Source organism: Streptomyces sp. B15 (assembly GCF_018070605.1).
Taxonomy (GTDB): domain Bacteria; phylum Actinomycetota; class Actinomycetes; order Streptomycetales; family Streptomycetaceae; genus Streptomyces; species Streptomyces smyrnaeus.
This window is the reverse complement of sequence record NZ_JAGPXJ010000087.1, coordinates 16,076-31,804: the sequence shown is the minus strand read 5'-3', so window position 1 is coordinate 31,804 and position 15,729 is coordinate 16,076. Positions and strand designations below refer to the sequence as shown.

The 15,729-nt window shown below is 73.9% G+C and carries 13 protein-coding genes; 1 reads left to right on the top strand and 12 read right to left on the bottom strand.

Going from position 1 to position 15,729, the window contains the following annotated elements:
• The 5 genes from KBY19_RS29150 to KBY19_RS29130 all read right to left on the bottom strand — a co-directional run.
• A partial coding sequence (locus KBY19_RS29150) for an ATP-binding cassette domain-containing protein (protein WP_210967036.1) occupies window positions 1-591 on the bottom strand: 591 nt, incomplete at its 3' end.
• Complete coding sequence (locus KBY19_RS36920; protein ID WP_307842269.1) at window positions 588-1,580, bottom strand: ABC transporter permease; 993 nt, start codon at window positions 1,578-1,580, stop codon at window positions 588-590. The genes KBY19_RS36920 and KBY19_RS29150, both read right to left, overlap by 4 nt.
• A complete protein-coding gene (locus KBY19_RS29140; RefSeq protein WP_099885158.1) occupies window positions 1,577-2,503 on the bottom strand; it encodes an ABC transporter permease in 927 nt (308 codons plus the stop codon). The genes KBY19_RS36920 and KBY19_RS29140 overlap by 4 nt, the downstream gene beginning before the upstream one ends.
• Before the next feature lie 8 nt (window positions 2,504-2,511).
• Window positions 2,512-4,077, bottom strand: coding sequence for an ABC transporter substrate-binding protein (locus KBY19_RS29135; RefSeq protein WP_185018474.1), 1,566 nt, complete (start codon window positions 4,075-4,077; stop codon window positions 2,512-2,514).
• A 197-nt stretch (window positions 4,078-4,274) separates the two neighbouring features.
• Window positions 4,275-5,045: a TioE family transcriptional regulator gene (locus KBY19_RS29130; RefSeq protein ID WP_210955185.1), complete on the bottom strand. Its 771-nt coding sequence runs from the start codon at window positions 5,043-5,045 to the stop codon at window positions 4,275-4,277.
• Window positions 5,046-5,104: 59 nt separating this feature from the next.
• Between KBY19_RS29130 and KBY19_RS29125 the strand changes: the two genes are divergently transcribed.
• Window positions 5,105-6,319 (top strand): erythromycin esterase family protein, encoded by a 1,215-nt coding sequence (locus KBY19_RS29125; protein ID WP_210955186.1) that lies wholly within the window; start codon window positions 5,105-5,107, stop codon window positions 6,317-6,319.
• A gap of 50 nt (window positions 6,320-6,369) precedes the next feature.
• On the opposite strand, the gene KBY19_RS29120 is transcribed toward KBY19_RS29125, so the two are convergent.
• The 7 genes from KBY19_RS29120 to KBY19_RS29090 all read right to left on the bottom strand — a co-directional run bounded on the left by KBY19_RS29120 (window position 6,370) and on the right by KBY19_RS29090 (window position 15,694).
• Window positions 6,370-7,782, bottom strand: coding sequence for a VWA-like domain-containing protein (locus KBY19_RS29120; protein WP_210967035.1), 1,413 nt, complete (start codon window positions 7,780-7,782; stop codon window positions 6,370-6,372).
• Window positions 7,779-9,086 carry an AAA family ATPase gene (locus tag KBY19_RS29115; RefSeq protein ID WP_099885153.1) on the bottom strand — a complete coding sequence of 436 codons (1,308 nt, stop codon included), beginning with the start codon at window positions 9,084-9,086 and terminating at the stop codon, window positions 7,779-7,781. The genes KBY19_RS29120 and KBY19_RS29115 overlap by 4 nt, the downstream gene beginning before the upstream one ends.
• Before the next feature lie 110 nt (window positions 9,087-9,196).
• Window positions 9,197-10,729 (bottom strand): hypothetical protein, encoded by a 1,533-nt coding sequence (locus tag KBY19_RS29110; protein ID WP_210967034.1) that lies wholly within the window; start codon window positions 10,727-10,729, stop codon window positions 9,197-9,199.
• 145 nt (window positions 10,730-10,874) lie between these two features.
• Entirely contained in the window at window positions 10,875-11,672 is a 798-nt protein-coding gene (locus tag KBY19_RS29105) for a DeoR/GlpR family DNA-binding transcription regulator (RefSeq protein WP_099885151.1), read from the bottom strand.
• Window positions 11,665-12,702 (bottom strand): 4-hydroxythreonine-4-phosphate dehydrogenase PdxA, encoded by a 1,038-nt coding sequence (pdxA, locus tag KBY19_RS29100; protein ID WP_210967033.1) that lies wholly within the window; start codon window positions 12,700-12,702, stop codon window positions 11,665-11,667. Before pdxA ends, KBY19_RS29105 begins: the two co-directional genes overlap by 8 nt.
• A 50-nt stretch (window positions 12,703-12,752) precedes the next feature.
• A complete protein-coding gene (locus KBY19_RS29095) occupies window positions 12,753-14,144 on the bottom strand; it encodes a four-carbon acid sugar kinase family protein (RefSeq protein ID WP_307843653.1) in 1,392 nt (463 codons plus the stop codon).
• Between the two features lie 38 nt (window positions 14,145-14,182).
• Window positions 14,183-15,694: a GntP family permease gene (locus KBY19_RS29090; protein WP_180289802.1), complete on the bottom strand. Its 1,512-nt coding sequence runs from the start codon at window positions 15,692-15,694 to the stop codon at window positions 14,183-14,185.
• Between the last annotated feature and the right edge of the window lie 35 nt (window positions 15,695-15,729).

Genomic DNA, 15,729 nt, shown 5'->3' with positions numbered 1-15,729 from the left:
GTACATCACCGCGACCTGGTCGGCGAGCAGCACCGAGGGCCGCAGCGCCACCGCCATCGCGATGAGCAGCCGCTGCCGCATGCCCCCCGAGAACTGGTGGGGATACGCCTTGGCCCGCAACCGCGGCTCCGGGATCCCGAGCCGCTCCATCAGCTCGACGGCCTTGTCCCGGGCGACGCGCCGGGAGGCCTGCTCGTGGATACGGAACGGTTCGGCGAGCTGCGAGCCCACCGTGTAGACGGGGTTGAGGGCGGTGAGCGCGTCCTGGAAGACCATCGCCAGCTGTGGTCCGGCGAGGCCGCGGCGCTCCCTGCGGCCCAGCCGCAGCACGTCCCGCCCGCCCAGGCGCACTTGGCCGCCGACGACCTCGGCGACGGGGTCGAGGAGGCCGGCGACGGCCTGCGCGGTCATGCTCTTGCCGCAGCCGGACTCGCCGAGCAGGGCCAGCGTCTGCCCGGAGCGGACCGAGAAGGCGACGTCCCGTACCACCGGTGTCCGGCCCCGAGGGGTACGGAGCTCCACGGTCAGTCCGCTCACCTCCAGCGCGGTGCCGCTGCCGGTCTCGGTGCCCGATGTGCCATGTCCGGTCAAGGCCGCTCTCCCTTCCGGGTCTTGCTGGGCACGGTCAGTCGCCAGCGTTGGGCGGGGTCGCCGGCCATCCGGGCCCAGCCCGCGAGCACGGTCATCGCGACGGTCGTCAGGATGATCGCCAGGCCCGGGAACACCGCGGTCCACCAGGCGTTCTGCAGTTCGGCGCGGCCCTGCGCCACCATCAGCCCCCAGGACACGTCCGGTGGCTGGATGCCGATGCCGAGGAAACTCAGCGAGGATTCGGTCAGCATCACGAAGCAGAAGTCCACGGCGGCCACGGTGAGCAGCGTGGGCAGCACGATCGGCGCGACATGGCGCCGCACGATCGCCCAGTTGCCGGTGCCGAAGGTGCGGGCCGCGTCGGCGAACAGCCTGCCGCGCAGCTCCGCCGACTCCGCCCGCGCGGTGCGCAGATACACCGGGATCCGGGCTATCGCCAGCACCGCGACGAGGTTGGCGACGCTGGGGTCGAAGACGTACAGCACCACCACGGCCAGCAGCAGGGACGGGAAGCTGAGGATCACATCGGCGATCCGCATCGAGACGCTTTCCCGCCAGCCGCGGTGGAAGCCGGCCCACATGCCCCACACCGAACCGACCACCAGCGACAGCAGCACGGCCGGGACGGCGACCGACAGCGTCGTGCCCGCCGCGACGACCAGCCGCGCCAGTACGCTGCGCCCCAGGGAGTCGCTGCCGAGTACGAACTCCCAGCCCTCGTCCATGGAGAACGGCCGCAGTTTCACCGCGCGCAGGTGCTGCTCACGGGCGAGGTCGCCGAGCAGCGGCGGTCCCAGCACCGCGCACAGCCCGACCAGCAGCAGCACCACGCAGGCCGCCACCGCCATCCGGTCCGCGACCAGCAGGCGCAGCAGCCCGGCCCGGCCGGTGTCCTCCCCGGCCCCCGCGCTCTGTGCCCCGTCGGCCTCCGCGGTCGGTCCGCTCCGGTTCTCGTTCTCGTTCGCGTTCCCGATCTCGTGCGTACTCACGCCAACGCCCCTTGTCTGACCCGCGGGTCGAGCAGCACGTAGCAGATGTCGATGAGGAGGTTCAGCGCGAAGATCGTCAGCGCGGTCAGCAGCACCGCCGCCTGCAGTACCGCGAAGTCGCGCTGGAGGATGGAGTCGATCATCAGCTTGCCGATGCCCGGCCAGCCGAAGATGGTCTCCACCACCACGGCACCGTTGATCAGCCCCACGGCCAGATCCCCGGCGACGGTGAGCGTCGGCGCCCCCGCGTTGCGCAGCGCGTGTGTGAAGATCACCCGCCGCTCGCCGGCGCCCTTGCTGCGCGCCACCTTGATGTACGGCTCGGACAGCGCGGTGACCATCGCGCCGCGCACCACCTGCACCAGGACCCCGAACGGCCGGATGAGCAGGGTCGCCACGGGCAGCACCCAGGCCGCGGCGCCGACCGTGCCGGAGGTCGGCAGCCAGTCCAGGGTGACCGCGAAGATCAGCACGCCCATGATCGCGAACCAGAAGTCGGGGGTGCTCGCCGCCGTCGAGGACAGGAAGCCGGCGATCCGGTCGGCCGGCGAGTTGGGCCGGTAGGCGGCCAGACTGCCGACGACGACCGCTCCGGCGGCCGCCAGCAGCAGGGTGATGCCCGCCAGTTGCAGCGTGGCCGGAAACGCCCGCAGTACGGCCTCTGCGGCGGGCTGCGCGGTACGCAGCGACTCGCCGAAGTCGAGCCGGGCCAGCTGTGCCAGGTAGTCGCCGAACTGCACCAGCAGCGGGTCGTCGAAACCGTGCTGCGCGGAGAAGGCCTCCCGCATCTTCTGCGTGGCGCTGAGCGGCAGGTACAGGTTGGCCGGATCGCCGGTGAGGCGGGCCAGGAAGAACACGCCCAGGACCACGACCAGCAGCGGAACCGCGCTGGAGAGGATCCGGCGTCTCAGGAATGTCAGCATCGTCCCTCTCAGCCCGCCGGGTGGATCTCGGCCAGGCGCATCTCGTCGCCGCTCGCCGAGTCCGGCTTGTACGTCACATCCGGCGCGAGCGCGATGATGCCCTTCATATGGGCGAGCACGGCGTCCCGGACGACCTTCTCGCTCTGGTAGGCGAGGGCTTCGGCGAAGCGGGTCTGCCGCTCGCTGCCCGCGGCGCGCTCCGCCCGCTGGATCCGCTCGTCCAGGCCGGGGGTGCCGTAGCTGCTCTGCGCGCCCTTGCTGCCGTAGATCTGGTCCATGGTGAACGCGGCGTCACCGGCCTGGTTGCCGTGCTGGGCCTGGAGCAGGGTCGGGCCCGCGTCCTTGGGGAACGGCCGGAGCAGATACTCCGTCCAGGCGTTCACATCCAGCATCTTCACCTCCACCCGGAGCCCGGCGTCCCGCAGCCCCTTCTGCACCACCTCCATGGCCTCGGCGGCCTTGGGGTAGATGCCGTTGCGCCCGATGATCGTGATCTCGGTGTCGACGGGGACGCCGTCGGCGCGGGCCTCGGCGATCAGTGACTTCGCCCGTTTCATGTCGTAGGGCCAGGCCTTGATGTCCGGGTTGTAACCGGTGACGCCGTCCGGCACGAGTTGCCCGGCCGGCCTGCCGAGCCCGGCGAAGACGGAGGCGACCAGACCCTTCTTGTCGATGGCGTAGTTGATGGCCTTGCGCACCCGGATGTCGTCGAGCGGCGGCTTGCCGGCGTCGATCCGCAGGTAGGAGGTTTCGTTGTTCGGGTACTCGACGGCGTGGTCACCGGCCCCGTCCGCCGGTGCCAGGCCCACCGCGACGTCCGCCTCACCGCTGCTGATCATGGCGGCCCGAACGCTGCCCTCGGCGCGCCAGGTGTACAGCGCCGCGCGGTAGTCGGGAGCCTTGCCCCAGTAGCCGTCGTAGCGGGCGAGCCGCAGATTGATGCCCTGGTTCCACTTGTCGATGCGGTACGGGCCGGTGCCGACCGGCTCGCGCACGCGGGAGTCGGCCTTCGTGCTGGTGGGGACCATCTCCACGAAGGACAGCCGCAGCGGGAGGATCGGGTCCGGCTCCTGGGAGGTGACCCGCACCGTGGTGGCGTCGACGGCGGTCGCGGTGATCTCGCTGTCACCGAAGACATAGCCGTCGACGTTGCACTCGATACCGGAGTCGAGCGTCCGGTCGATGGAGAAGGCCGCGTCCTTGGCGGTGAAGGCCGTGCCGTCGTGGAAGGTGACGCCCTTGCGGAGGGTGAACTTCCAAGTGGTCGGTGAGGTCTGCTTCCAGCCGGTGGCGAGCTTCGGCTCCAACTCGCCGGTCTCGGGCACCCGCTCGGCCAGCGGCTCGGTGATGTTGGAGCGCACGACCCGGCCGGTGGCGGTCAGCGAGGCGTCGCACGGCTCCAGGGTGGGCGGCTCCTCGGGCAGCACGATCTGCACGGTGTCGGCGCCGGCGGCCGACCCGGAGTTGGCGACGGTGCACCCACCCGTCAACAGCACCGCCCAGGCGACGGCGAGCACGGTGGTACGCCGACCCGGCGGGCCGGCGGCCACGGGTGGGCGAAGAGGGGACTTCATGATTGCCGTTGCTGCTGAGGGAGCGCCATGAGGCCAGCCTTCCGTCCGCTTCCGTCCACATACGTAAACGCGATCTGTCATTGTGAACGGGAGTAAAGTGCGGGCGGGACTGGTGCGTCAAGAGATGTGCCAGTGAAATTCCGCGTCGACGGCAACCGTCGACCGGCAGACGGGGTGCGCGCCGCCAGGCGTTCGCCTCAGCCGCGCTCGCGCAGGTATGTCTCCAACTCGGCGGCGCCGTTCAGCATCGCCCGCCCGCGGGCGGACAGCCGGCCGCGCCAGTCGCACAGTGCCGCCTCCAGCGGCTCCAGCCCACCGGCCGCCCGCACCTGGGCGAGCAGCGGCGCGATCTGCCCCAACGGCCGCCCGCCCCGCCGCAGTTGGTGGGCCAGCCGGGCGTCCCGCACATCGGCCTCGTCGTACACGCGGTACCCGGTCAGCGGGTCGCGGCGCGGGCGCACCACCCCGGCGCGCTCCCATTTGCGCAACGTCGCGGGCCGGATGCCGAGCTTGCCGGCCAACGGCCCGATGAACATGCTGCCGCCGGTCCGGGACCCCGCGGCCGAACCGGACGCCGCACCGGACTCGTGCGCCGCATCGGACTCCGGCGCCGCCCCGGGCTCCAGATCGCGGAGGGCGCTCTCCACGGACTGGAGGGTCCCGCGGTCGTCGAGGAGTTGGGCGTGGCTCTCGTCGATGAGGCGGAAGGCCTCATCGACCGCGCCCTCGTTCACCGCCCGCATGATCGATGTCGCCGTCCGGTGGCCGTGGCCGGGCAGCAGTGCGAGAAACGCTTGCAGGGCCCCCGCGTGCAGCGAGGTGTAGGCGCGGTAGCCGTGCGGTGTGCGATCGGCGGCCGGCAGGACGCCGGCCGCCTCGTAGTTCCTGACCGCCTGGGTGGACAGACCGTGCCCGCGCGCCAGATCAATCGGCCTGAGCCGTCCACCGTTTTGAAGCTTTTCCCCCATGTGCCCGCCGGTGGTGCGAAGAAGTTTCAACCGGAAGTTCAACGATACCGTTGAGGCCCATGGTTACTGACATCAGGGACGCCGTCCATGCCGTCGAAGCCGCCGCCGTCATGTCGCTGCTCCCGGCCCGGCCGCGGCTGCTCGCCCTGGGCGAGCCCGCCCACGGCGAGGAGAAGCTGCTCGGCCTGCGCAACGAACTCTTCCGGCAACTCGTCGAACAGGCCGGCTACCGAACGCTCGCGATCGAGAGCGACTGCGTGAGGGGGCTGATCGTGGACGACTACGTCACCTCGGGCACGGGCACCCTCGACGAGGTCATGGAGCAGGGGTTCAGCCACCCGGACCTCGGGTTCGGCACCTCCGCGGCCAACCGCGAACTCGTACGCTGGATGCGCGCCTACAACCACGGGCGGCCCGCCGCCGACCGGCTCCGCTTCGCCGGTTTCGACAGCCCGCTGGAGATCACCGGCGCCGCGAGCCCCCGGCAGACCCTCACCGCACTCCACGGCTACCTCGCGGCCCAGGTGGACGCGGACCTGCTCCCCTGCACCGCGAAGACCCTCGACCAACTGCTCGGCGCCGACGACCGGTGGACCGATCCCGCCGCGATGAGGGACCCGGCCCGGTCCGTGGGGCAGTCGGCCGAGGCCGGTCGACTGCGGCTGCTCGCCGACGATCTGGTGGCGCTGCTCGACGCCCAGGCCCCGCACCTGGCCGCAGCCACCTCGCGGGAGGACCTGGACCGGGCGCGCCTGTACGGGCGCACCGCTCTCGGCCTGCTGCGCTACCACTTCTGGACGGCCGACACCTCACCGGCCCGGATGGCCCGGATGGTGGGCATCCGGGACCAGATGATGGCCGACAACCTCCTCGCCCTCGCCCGGCGGGGCCCGACCCTGGTCCACGCCCACAACGGCCACCTCCAGCGGGAGAAGAGCTCGATGCGCATGCGGGACCAGCCGCTTGTGGAGTGGTTCAGCGCCGGCGCGCTGGTGAGCGCCCGCCTGGGCGAGGAGTACGCGTTCCTGGCCACGGCCCTCGGCACGCTCCGGCACCACGGCGTGGACTCCCCACCCCCGGACACCCTCGAAGGACTCCTGTACGCCCTCCCGGAGGACCGCCACCTCGTCGACGTCCCCCGGCTGGCCACCGCCCTCGGCGACACCCGCCCCGCCCACCGCGAGTCCCCCTACTACGGCTACGCCTCGCTCGACCCGTCCCACCTGCCCGGCTACGACGGCATCGTGTTCGTCAAGGACGTACCGGTCAGCTAGGACCGTCCTCGATCGGACCTTGCCCGCCCGGCCGGTTCCACCGCGCCCCGTCAGCCGATGGTGACGACTCGGGCCCAGGACGGCGGGGTGTCCGGGGTGTAGTCGGGGTTGTCCTCGTCCACCGCGCCGGCAGGGCGGGGGAAGAGGCCGACGACGGTGCGGCAGGGCGGCGGCGCGGAGGGCCACGGTGTCTGACCGTCCGTCAGGGCGACGATCACGTCCGGGCGCGGCCCGGAGCGGAGCGCCCGTGCGAAGCCGGAGCGCAGATCCGTTCCCCCGCCGCCGATCAGCTCGATGTGCTCGGCGCGGCAGAGCGGGACGGCGACCCCGGCCGCCGCGTCGCAGGAGATCACCGAGACCAGGTCCCGGCGCCCGCCCACCGCCCGCGAGATCGCCGCCACCTCCAACAGGGCGCTGCCCAGCTCGGCGTCGCTCACCGAGGCGGAGGTGTCGATCACGATGCGGACCCGGGGCGGTGTGCGGCGCAGGCTCGGCAGCAGCACCCCGGGGACACCGGCCGAGCGCCGGGACGGCCGCCGGTAGCTGTGGTCCTCGCCCGCTCCCGGCGCGCCCGCCGCCGAGCGGACCGCCGCCCCCAGCAACCGCCGCCACGGCTGCGGCGGATGGAACACCTCGTCCGCCCACCGGCGCCACCCCTCCGGCGCCGCACCCGGTCGGCCCTTGATCCCCTCCGCGACCCGGAAGCGGACCGCGTCCCGCTGCTGCCTGCTCAGCCCGTGCGCCCCGTCCGGCCCCAGCTCCCACGGCCGGTGCTGCCCGTCGGCACCACTGCCGCAGTCCAGCCAGGCCAGGTCCGCGGTGAGCCCGGACATCGACGCCGTCCGCAGGTACTCCTCCATCAGCAGCCCGTCGGGCAGCCGCAGCAGCGACGGCAGCACCGCCCCGGCGGGCCGGGGCAGACCGTCACCGTAGATGTCGTCGTTGATCTCGAAGTCGGCGGCGATGTTCCGCCGCAGCCTCTCCCCTCCTTCGGCCGGGGTGGCCGGCGTCCCGCTCCGCCCGCCCGGTCGGTACTCCCGCTGCTCCCCCTGCTCCCGCGCATACCGCTCGCCCCGTCCGTGGTGGTCCCGGAGCAGATGGGAGACCTCGTGCACCCAGACGCCCGCCAACTCCTCCACCGGGAGGCGGTCCACGAAGCGCGGGGAGACATAGCAGCGCCAGTGCGCGTCCACCGCCATCGTCGGCACCGACCGGTCCTCCACCACGTGCAGCGCGAACAGCGCCTCGGCCAGATAAGGGCGCACTGTGACCGCGTGCAGGCGGGCGGCCAGCAACTTTTCCCTGTCCAGGGCGGGTTCGGAACGGCCGGCCGGGCCGCCGGAGCTCCCCTCGTGCCGGCTCGGCACCGCGGCCCGCCCGGGGGCCGGGACGGGCGGCGGCGCGGGCCGGGGCGCCGGTCGCGGCGACGGGCGCGGCACCGGGCGCTTCGCCGCCCCCGTCATCGGCACTCCCCCGTCGCACGCCCGGCCTCGGCAGCCGCCGCGGCCCGCTCCACCGACCGGTCGGCGCGCCGGGCGAGGCCGACCACCCCTGCCAGCCGCTCCACCGCCTCCGGCACCTCCCACTCGTCGCGCCGCAGCGCGGCCAGTGCCGTCGCGGGGGCGACCAGCAGGTCCGGGGCGCCGGTCTCCAGCGCCCGGACCAGCACCGCCCAGCCCGCCTCCCACCGCCGGCGCTCCGGCCGCGCCCCGACGGCGGCCACCACCGCCTCCAACGCCGCCTGACGCAGGTCCCCCCGCGCCGGCAGCTCGGCCCCGGCCGGATCGGACAGCAGCGACTCCGGGTCCGGCAGGTCCATCCGGTCCAGGTGGGCGAGGAGTTCGAGCCCCGGCCCGTCGCCCACCGCGCCCCGCACCAGCAGCGCGAGCACTTCCCGCGAGACGGAGGCCGCCGTGCCGAAGGCCAGCAGGGTCAACGCGGTCTCCCAGCTCCGGGGTGAGGGCCAGGCGCCACCGCGCCGCGCCTCGGTGCTGGGCAGCCGGTGGATCAGGGTCGGCCTGACTTCCAGGAAGCCGCAGACCGCGCGCCGGGCGAGAGCCACCGCCTCCGGCAGCCGCTCCGGCACCAGCCGGGGCAGCTCCGCCCGTGGCCAGACCCCACCCAGCCCGCGCACCACCACCTGCCGGTCGTGCACCCAGTTCAGATGCACGAACCGGTTGGCCAGCGGTGGACTGAGCTCCCAGCCGTCCGCCGCCGAGGCGCGCGGATTGGCGGCGGCCACGATCCGCACGCCCGGCGGCAGTTGCAGCGCCCCGACCCGCCGTTCCAGGACGACCCGGAGCAGCGCTGCCTGGACGGCCGGGGTCGCGGTGGAGAGCTCGTCCAGGAAGAGCAGTCCCCGCCCGGCCCGTACGAGTTCCACGGCCCACTGCGGTGGCGCCATCGGCACGCCCTGCACCGCCGGGTCGTCACCCACGATGGGCAGCCCGGAGAAGTCGGACGGCTCGTGGACGCTGGCGATCACGGTTGTCAGCGGCAGGTCCAGGGAGGTGGCGAGCTGGGTCAGGGCCGCCGTCTTGCCGATCCCCGGCTCGCCCCACAGCAGCACGGGCAGGTCGGCCGCGACGGCCAGGGTGAGCGCTTCGAGCTGCTCGTCGGGGCGCGGCTCGGTGGTGGTCGTCCGCAGGAGGGTCAGCAGGTCGTCGGCGACGGCGAGGTGGTCGCCGGTTCCGGGTGCGGTGGGTGCGCCGGGCGGGGGCGGGTCGGTGGCCGGGGCGGAGGCGGGCAGGACGGTGCTGGTGGTCATGGGCATCACCTGAGGTCGAGTGAGGGGACGGGTCGTCCCGTCCGGACGGCGTGCGGGTGTGCGGCGCGGATCGCGCCGGGTGGGAGAGGACTTCGGTGACGGGCTGGCGGTCAGCGGGTCAGGCCCGTGCGGGGCCGGGCCCGGTTGTCCCGCTTGCGGCGCATCGCGGGAGGCGTACGGCGGTCGAGTCGCGGGCGGTGGCCCGCTCTCGCCTCCCGCACCACCGAGGCGCCGTCGCCCCGTTCGGGGCCGGTGCCGGAGCCGGCAGCGGGGTGGACGGCGACCAGCCCCGAGCGGAAGAGCCCGTGGTCGATACGGCGGGCCGCTGCCGACCGCAAAGCCTCCCGTAGTGGTCCGTCGCGCAGTACCGCACCGGGGCCGAGCAGCCCCTCGACCACGGCAAGCGCTCCGGCCACATCGCCGTGGCCGAGCCGCTCCCGGACCGCGGGCAGTGCCTGGGGGTCGCGGTGCACCGCGTCGATCGCCCGCAGACAGGGCAGCGCCGGTCCGCCGAGCGCCACCAGCAGCTCTTCCCTGCGCAGTTCGTCCGGGTCGTGATCGACCGCCGACAGCGTCCCGTCCCGCAGGGCGATCCGGTGCACCTCGCCCCGGCACGCGACCCGGTGCGGATCGCCGGGCTCGGGAACGGAACCGGCCGACGGCGGTGCCGATCGGGACGGCGCCAGCGCCGCGGCGACCAGCGGGTGCAGCCGCTCGGCCGTGACCAGCCCGGCCCGCAGCAGCTCCAGATCAGGGAGTACCCGGGCCGCCGCCTCCGGCAGCACCGGAAGCGCCGCCACCTCCTGCGGCGGCAGCCCCTCCCGCAGCGGGCGCAGCGCCGGGGCATGGCTGTCGTCGGGAGCGACGAGTTCGAGCACGGCGCGGCTGCGCGTACCGAGCCGCACGGTGAAGGCCCCGCGGGTGCGGCCCGCGGCCCGCAACAGCACCTCCGCCTCGGCCGCCCAACGTGCCACCGCCCAGGGGGAGCCGAGGGCGGTGGACCGTCCGGGCCCCGCGGGCCGTACCGGAGCCGCCATGGACGGTGCGGACGTCCCGTCCGCCGCACCGCACCGGCGCGCCAGTTCACCGCTTCGATCCACGTCCCACAGGTGCCGGTGCAGATCGAGCCGGAAGCGCCGGTCGGGGTGCGGGTGCGGATGCGGGCAGGGGCGCAGTCGGGGCCGCGGGCCGCGCCGCGGAGGCTGTCCGCGGGTGTCGCCCCCGGCCCCTTCCCACAGGGCGAGGGACATCCGCTGCCCGGCGTCCGCCCAGGCCGGCGGGGTGCGCACCACCAACTGCGGGGCCGTGGGGCCGAGACCCGGGTAACAGGCCAGTGGGACGGTGAGGCCGGGACGGAGCCGCCCGTCGGGGGCGATCCGGGGCATGTGCCAGCGGAGCAGGTCCGGCGCCAGCCGACGCAGATCCGCACGGAGAAGGGTGACGAGTTCGGTGCCGTGCCGGTCGCGCACGGCGCGCAGATCGAGGTCGACATCGATCCGGGCGGCGGCGCAAGCCCCCGCCCAGTCACCGACCGCACGCCGGGCGGTCGCGGTCTCGATCATGGACGGTGGCACGGCGTACTCACGCACGCGCTGCCACATCAGCAAGCGGGCCGGAATCCGGTTCGCGGGGTGATGTGCCATCAGCACTCACCTTGCGCGAACGATTCCCCCAATCCGCACGAGGAGAAGTTCATCATCTCCGGCATCCTAACCATGCCGGAGATGATCTGTCAGTGCCCGCAGCCCGGTCACCGACCGTCGGTGGCGGACGCCGCCGCTGTTCCCGTCACCCCCGTACCAGCGTGACTCCGGTCTCCGCGCAGCGTCCGGCCAGTTCCTCGGGTGCGTCCGCGTCCGTCACCAGCGTCCAGCCGTCCGGGAGTCGGGCCCAGGCGGGCGCGTCGCGCACCCGGAGTTTGGTCGCGTCGGCCAGCACCACGACGCGGTGCGCCCGCACGGCCACCCGCTCCTTGACGGCCGTCTCCGCCAAGGTCGGCTCCCCCACACCACGGTGCGGATCCACGGCATCGGCCCCGAGGAAGGCCACCTCGAACGACAGCCGCTCCAGCGCGAGATCGGCCAGCGGTCCGACAAGGCCGTGGCTGAGCGGCCGGACACTGCCGCCCAGCATCACCACCTCGACGCCCGGCGCGTCGGCGAGGACCTGCGCGGTCTCCAGGCCGCGGGTGACCACGAGGGCCTGGTGGTCGCCGGCGGCGGCCCACTCCTCGGCCAGGTGCCGGGCCAGCGCGGCGCAGGTCGTCCCCGCGTCCACGAAGACCGCTCCGGTGGCGGGCACCAGCGGCCGGGCCGCCTGAGCGATGGCGGCCTTCGCCCGCAGCCGAAGACGGGCGCTCTCGGCGACCGGACGCTCATGGAACGCCTCCGGCACCACCGCGCCGCCGTAGGTCCGGGCCACCTGCTGGTCCACGGTGAGCCGCCGCAGATCGCGGCGGACGGTCGAGGCGGACACCTCCAGCGCGGTGGCGAGTTCGTCCACATGCGTGGTGCCCTCGCGCAGCAGCGCCAGCAGCGCCTTGTGCCGGGCACGGGTGCCGCTGCGTGCGGCGGACGGCTCAGCCATAGGTGGCACGGATGGCCGGGGCGTACGGGCTGTAGTCCACGGCGGCGCGGTAGGCGGAGAGCATGGTGGCGTGGTCGGCCCTGCCCGTACCGGCGATGTCGAAGGCGGTGCCGTGGTCGACGGAGGTGCGCAGGATCGGCAGCCCCACGGTGACGGAGATGGTGCCGTCGAAGTCGTAGGTCTTGGCCGGGATGTGGCCCTGGTCGTGGAAGTGCGAGAGCACCCCGTCGTAGCGGCCGGTGAGGCCCTGGTGGAAGACGGAGTCGGCGGGCACCGGGCCGGTCACGTCCAGTCCGTCGGCGCGGGCCGCCTCGCAGGCGGGCGCGATGTGCTCGATCTCCTCGTCGCCGAAGGCGCCGTTCTCACCGCCGTGCGGATTGACGGCGGCGACGGCCAGCCGGGGCCGTTCGGTGCCGAAGACCCGCAGCGCCGTCATGGCCTCGTCGACGGAGTTGCGTACCCGCTCCGCGGTCAGCTGGTCGAGGGCCTTGCGCAGCGCCACGTGCCGGGTGGTGAAGAAGATCCGCAGGTGGTGCCCGTCGACCGCGGTGTTGCGGACGACGAACATGGTGTCCTGGCGGGTGACGCCGGTCAGTTCGCCCAGCATCTCGGTGTGCCCGAGGTGCTTCGAGCCGGCCTGCCAGATCGCCTCCTTGTTGATCGGGCCGGTGACGATGCCGGCGACCTCGCCCGCCAGGGCCGCGCGGGTGGCGGTCTCGATGGCGGTGACGGCGGCGCGGCCCGCACGCGCGTCGACGGTGCCCCAGTCGGGCACGTCCGTGCCGAGGACGCCGGTGTCGAGGACGTCGATGACGCCGGGACCGGCGGGCTCGACCGCGAAGTCGGGGACCTCTCGGACCTCCACGTCCGCACCGGCGGCGCGCGCGCCGCGGCGCAGCGCCTCCGCGTCGCCCACGGCCACGCCGTGGTGGTCCGGCTCGCCGGCGATGGCCGCGAGGGTGCGGGCGGTGATCTCGGGTCCGATGCCGACGGGGTCGCCCAGGGTGACGGCGAGGACGGGACGGGCCACGGTGTTCCTCCAGGTGGTGTGTGTGCGGTGTTCCGGTGGGTCTGCTCGGCTCACGGCGGGGGCCGTGGGTCCGTGGCGTCGGCGGCCGGTACCTGGCGCCGGGCCGCCACGGCGGCCCGGCGCAGATACGTGACGCAGTCGGAGGTCGTACCGGCGTCGCCGACGAGCCCGCCCTTGGTCACCACCGGCAGCCTGGCCCACGGCCCGCCGACGAATGTACCGGCCACCGCGAGCGGTACCAGTTCCTCCTCGACGTCCAGGCCGTGCGCCCCCAACTCGGCGAAGAGCGCGGCGGAGACGTCACCGCCGGTGGCGAAGAGCCCCTCCACCCCCCGCACGTCGGGTCGTTCGAGCGCCCGGCGCACGGAACGGGCCAGTGCGCCGGGCAGCCGTTCGGCGTCCTCGTAGCGGCAGTCAGTGGCGATGTCCGCCTCCTCCAGCACCGTCGCGAGCAGCACCACGTCCCCTCGGTCGGCCGTGGCGAGTGCCGCGCCCAGGGCCTCGGCGGTGGCGTCGACGTCGGGGACGGTCGACTTCTCCCGCAGGCGCGGGCGCACCACGACGACCGGGTGCTCGGCGCACAGCCGGGACAGCTGAGTGCGGGTGAGGCGGGTGGTGGATCCGGAGACGGCGAGGACCGGGGCGCCGGAGGTGCTGCCGGTCAGCCCCATCGCGGCGGCCAGCGCCAGGGAGGAGGGCCCCGGGTCGACACCCACCCAGACCGTCTCCCCGGCCACCACCGGAGCGGCGTGCACGGCCGCGTCCGCGATCCGGGCCAGATGGGTCGTGGTCAGCGCATCGGCCACCAGGACGTCCGCGCCGTCCGCCAGCCGCTTTTCGACCAGCGCCCGAAGGGCCGGCTCCGCGCCGGTGACGGCGGACAGCGGCAGATGGGCGATGCGCAGGCCGGGTGCCTGCCGGTGCAGGAGGTCCGCCACCTGCGAGGTGGGCAGCGGAGAGCGCGGGTCCCGGGCCACCTCGGTGTCCTCCAGCCGTGCGCCCCCCAGCAGTTGGGTGCCCTGCACGGTGTGCCGGCCCGCCTCCGGGTGGGCGGGCGCGCACAGCGCGACGGCGCGGCGGCCGGTCCGCTCGCCCACGGCCCGCAGGGCGGCCTGCGTGGACGCCCCGAGGTTGCCGCGCAGTGTGGAGTCGACGCGGTGGGAGACCAGCGCGGCGGCGCCCGCGTGCCGGATGACCGTACGGACGCGTTCGGCGGCCTCCTCCGGCGGGCAGTGCCGGCTGTCGGTGCTGACGACGACGGCGTCGAAGCGGCTGCCGAACCGGGCCGCGGTCCGTGGGCCCTGGTGCGCTCCGACGGTCACCGCCCGCATGCCCGTACGGGCGAAGCCTGCGGCGGTCGCGTTCGCGCCGGTCAGATCGTCGGCGACGATCAGCACGGCGGGCCCCGCGCCGCGCAGCGAGCCGGTCCCTTCGCCGTGCACGGAGCCGCTTCCTTCGCCACGCGCGGCGTCGAGGGCGTTCACAGCACCACGCCCGCGAGCAGGAGCAGCGGCAGCGAGCCGAGCCAGACGGCGGTGGTGATACCGGACCAGCCGCGCAGTGCGGCCGTGCCGTCCAGGCCGGTGAAGCGGGTGACGACCCAGAAGTAGGAGTCGTTGAAGTAGCTGAAGACCATCGACCCGGCACAACAGCCGAGGGCTGCCAGCAGCGGAGTGATGCCGAGCCCGGAGACCAGCGGCGCCGACACGGACGCGGCGGTGATCATCGCGACGGTGCCGGAGCCCTGCGCGAGGCGCACCAGGCTGGCTATCAGGAACGGCACGAGGACTCCGGGCAGGCTCCAGGAGGCGATCGTCTCGGCCATCTCGTCGCCGACCCCGGTGGCGCGCAGCACCTCACCGAGCGCACCGCCGGCCCCGGTGATGAGGATGATGAGCCCGGCGGACGCGGCGGCCTGCGACAGCCAGCCGCCGACCTGGCTGCGGGTGGTCCAGCGGGGCAGCAGCACGTACACGGCGAGGACGAGGCCGACCAGCAGGGCCACCACGGGGTTGCCCACGAAGGCGAGGGCTTCCGGGACCGGCGAGGGCTCGTAGCCCTCGCCGTCGAGGGTGCCCTGGGCATTCCGGTCGACGGCGGTGGCCACGGTGTTGGCGATGATCAGCAGGAGGGGGACCAGCAGCGGGAGCAGCGCCCGCAGCGGACCCACCCGGTGCGGCTTCGCACCGGCCGGCGGGGTCCCGAGCGCGGCGGCGGGATCGTCCTGGGACCCGTCCGCGGTTGCGACTGCGGGGTCGTCCGGGGGTCCGTCGGCGGTTGCGGCTGCGGCAGTCGCCGGGCGATCGGCGGCAGCGCTCCCGGTACCGTCGACGGCTCCGCGCCCGTAGACGGCCTCCCGTACCTCCGGCAGCAGCGAGCCCTCCAGCCGGGGGCCGATCCAGCGCGCGTACGCCACCACAACGGGCAGCAGCAGAACCGCGAAGACGAGCCCGGCCAGCACCAGCCCGCCGAGGTCGGTGCCCAGGATCCCGGCGACCCCCAGCGGACCCGGCGTCGGCGGGACCAGGTGGTGGGTGAGCGTCATGCCGCAGCCGAGGGCGAGCGCGAGCGTGACATACCCGGCGCGCTTGCGGCGGGCGATGGACCGGGCGAGCGGGTTCATGATGACGTACCCGGAGTCGCAGAAGACCGGGATGGACACCAGTGCGCCGGTCCCGCCCATCGCCCACGGCTCGCGGCCGGCGCCGAGGCGCCGTACGAAGGCCCGGGCGAGGGCGTCGGCGGCTCCCGAGACCTCCAGGATTTTGCCGAGGCCGACGCCGAGGCCGATGACGATACCGATGGAGCCCAGGGTGTTCCCGAAGCCCTTGGTGATCGATTCGATCACCTTCGCGGCGGGGGCGCCGGCGACGAATCCCGTCACCAGCGCCGCGACAAGCAGGGCGAAGAAGGCGTCGAGCCTCGTCCGCAACACGATGACGACGATCGTGGCGATCCCGAGGACGAGCGCCGCCAAGAGTTGAAGATCCACGCCGATCCCCTCTGACGACTGCTGTGCGAGAACGG

Excerpts from the sequence above, each read along its gene's own strand:
- KBY19_RS29140 (WP_099885158.1), bottom strand. The coding sequence starts at position 2,503 with ATGCTGACATTCCTGAGACGCCGGATCCTCTCCAGCGCGGTTCCGCTG.
- KBY19_RS29135 (WP_185018474.1), bottom strand. The coding sequence starts at position 4,077 with ATGAAGTCCCCTCTTCGCCCACCCGTGGCCGCCGGCCCGCCGGGTCGG.
- KBY19_RS29130 (WP_210955185.1), bottom strand. The coding sequence starts at position 5,045 with ATGGGGGAAAAGCTTCAAAACGGTGGACGGCTCAGGCCGATTGATCTG.
- KBY19_RS29125 (WP_210955186.1), top strand. The coding sequence starts at position 5,105 with ATGGTTACTGACATCAGGGACGCCGTCCATGCCGTCGAAGCCGCCGCC.
- KBY19_RS29120 (WP_210967035.1), bottom strand. The coding sequence starts at position 7,782 with ATGACGGGGGCGGCGAAGCGCCCGGTGCCGCGCCCGTCGCCGCGACCG.
- KBY19_RS29115 (WP_099885153.1), bottom strand. The coding sequence starts at position 9,086 with ATGACCACCAGCACCGTCCTGCCCGCCTCCGCCCCGGCCACCGACCCG.
- KBY19_RS29110 (WP_210967034.1), bottom strand. The coding sequence starts at position 10,729 with ATGGCACATCACCCCGCGAACCGGATTCCGGCCCGCTTGCTGATGTGG.
- KBY19_RS29105 (WP_099885151.1), bottom strand. The coding sequence starts at position 11,672 with ATGGCTGAGCCGTCCGCCGCACGCAGCGGCACCCGTGCCCGGCACAAG.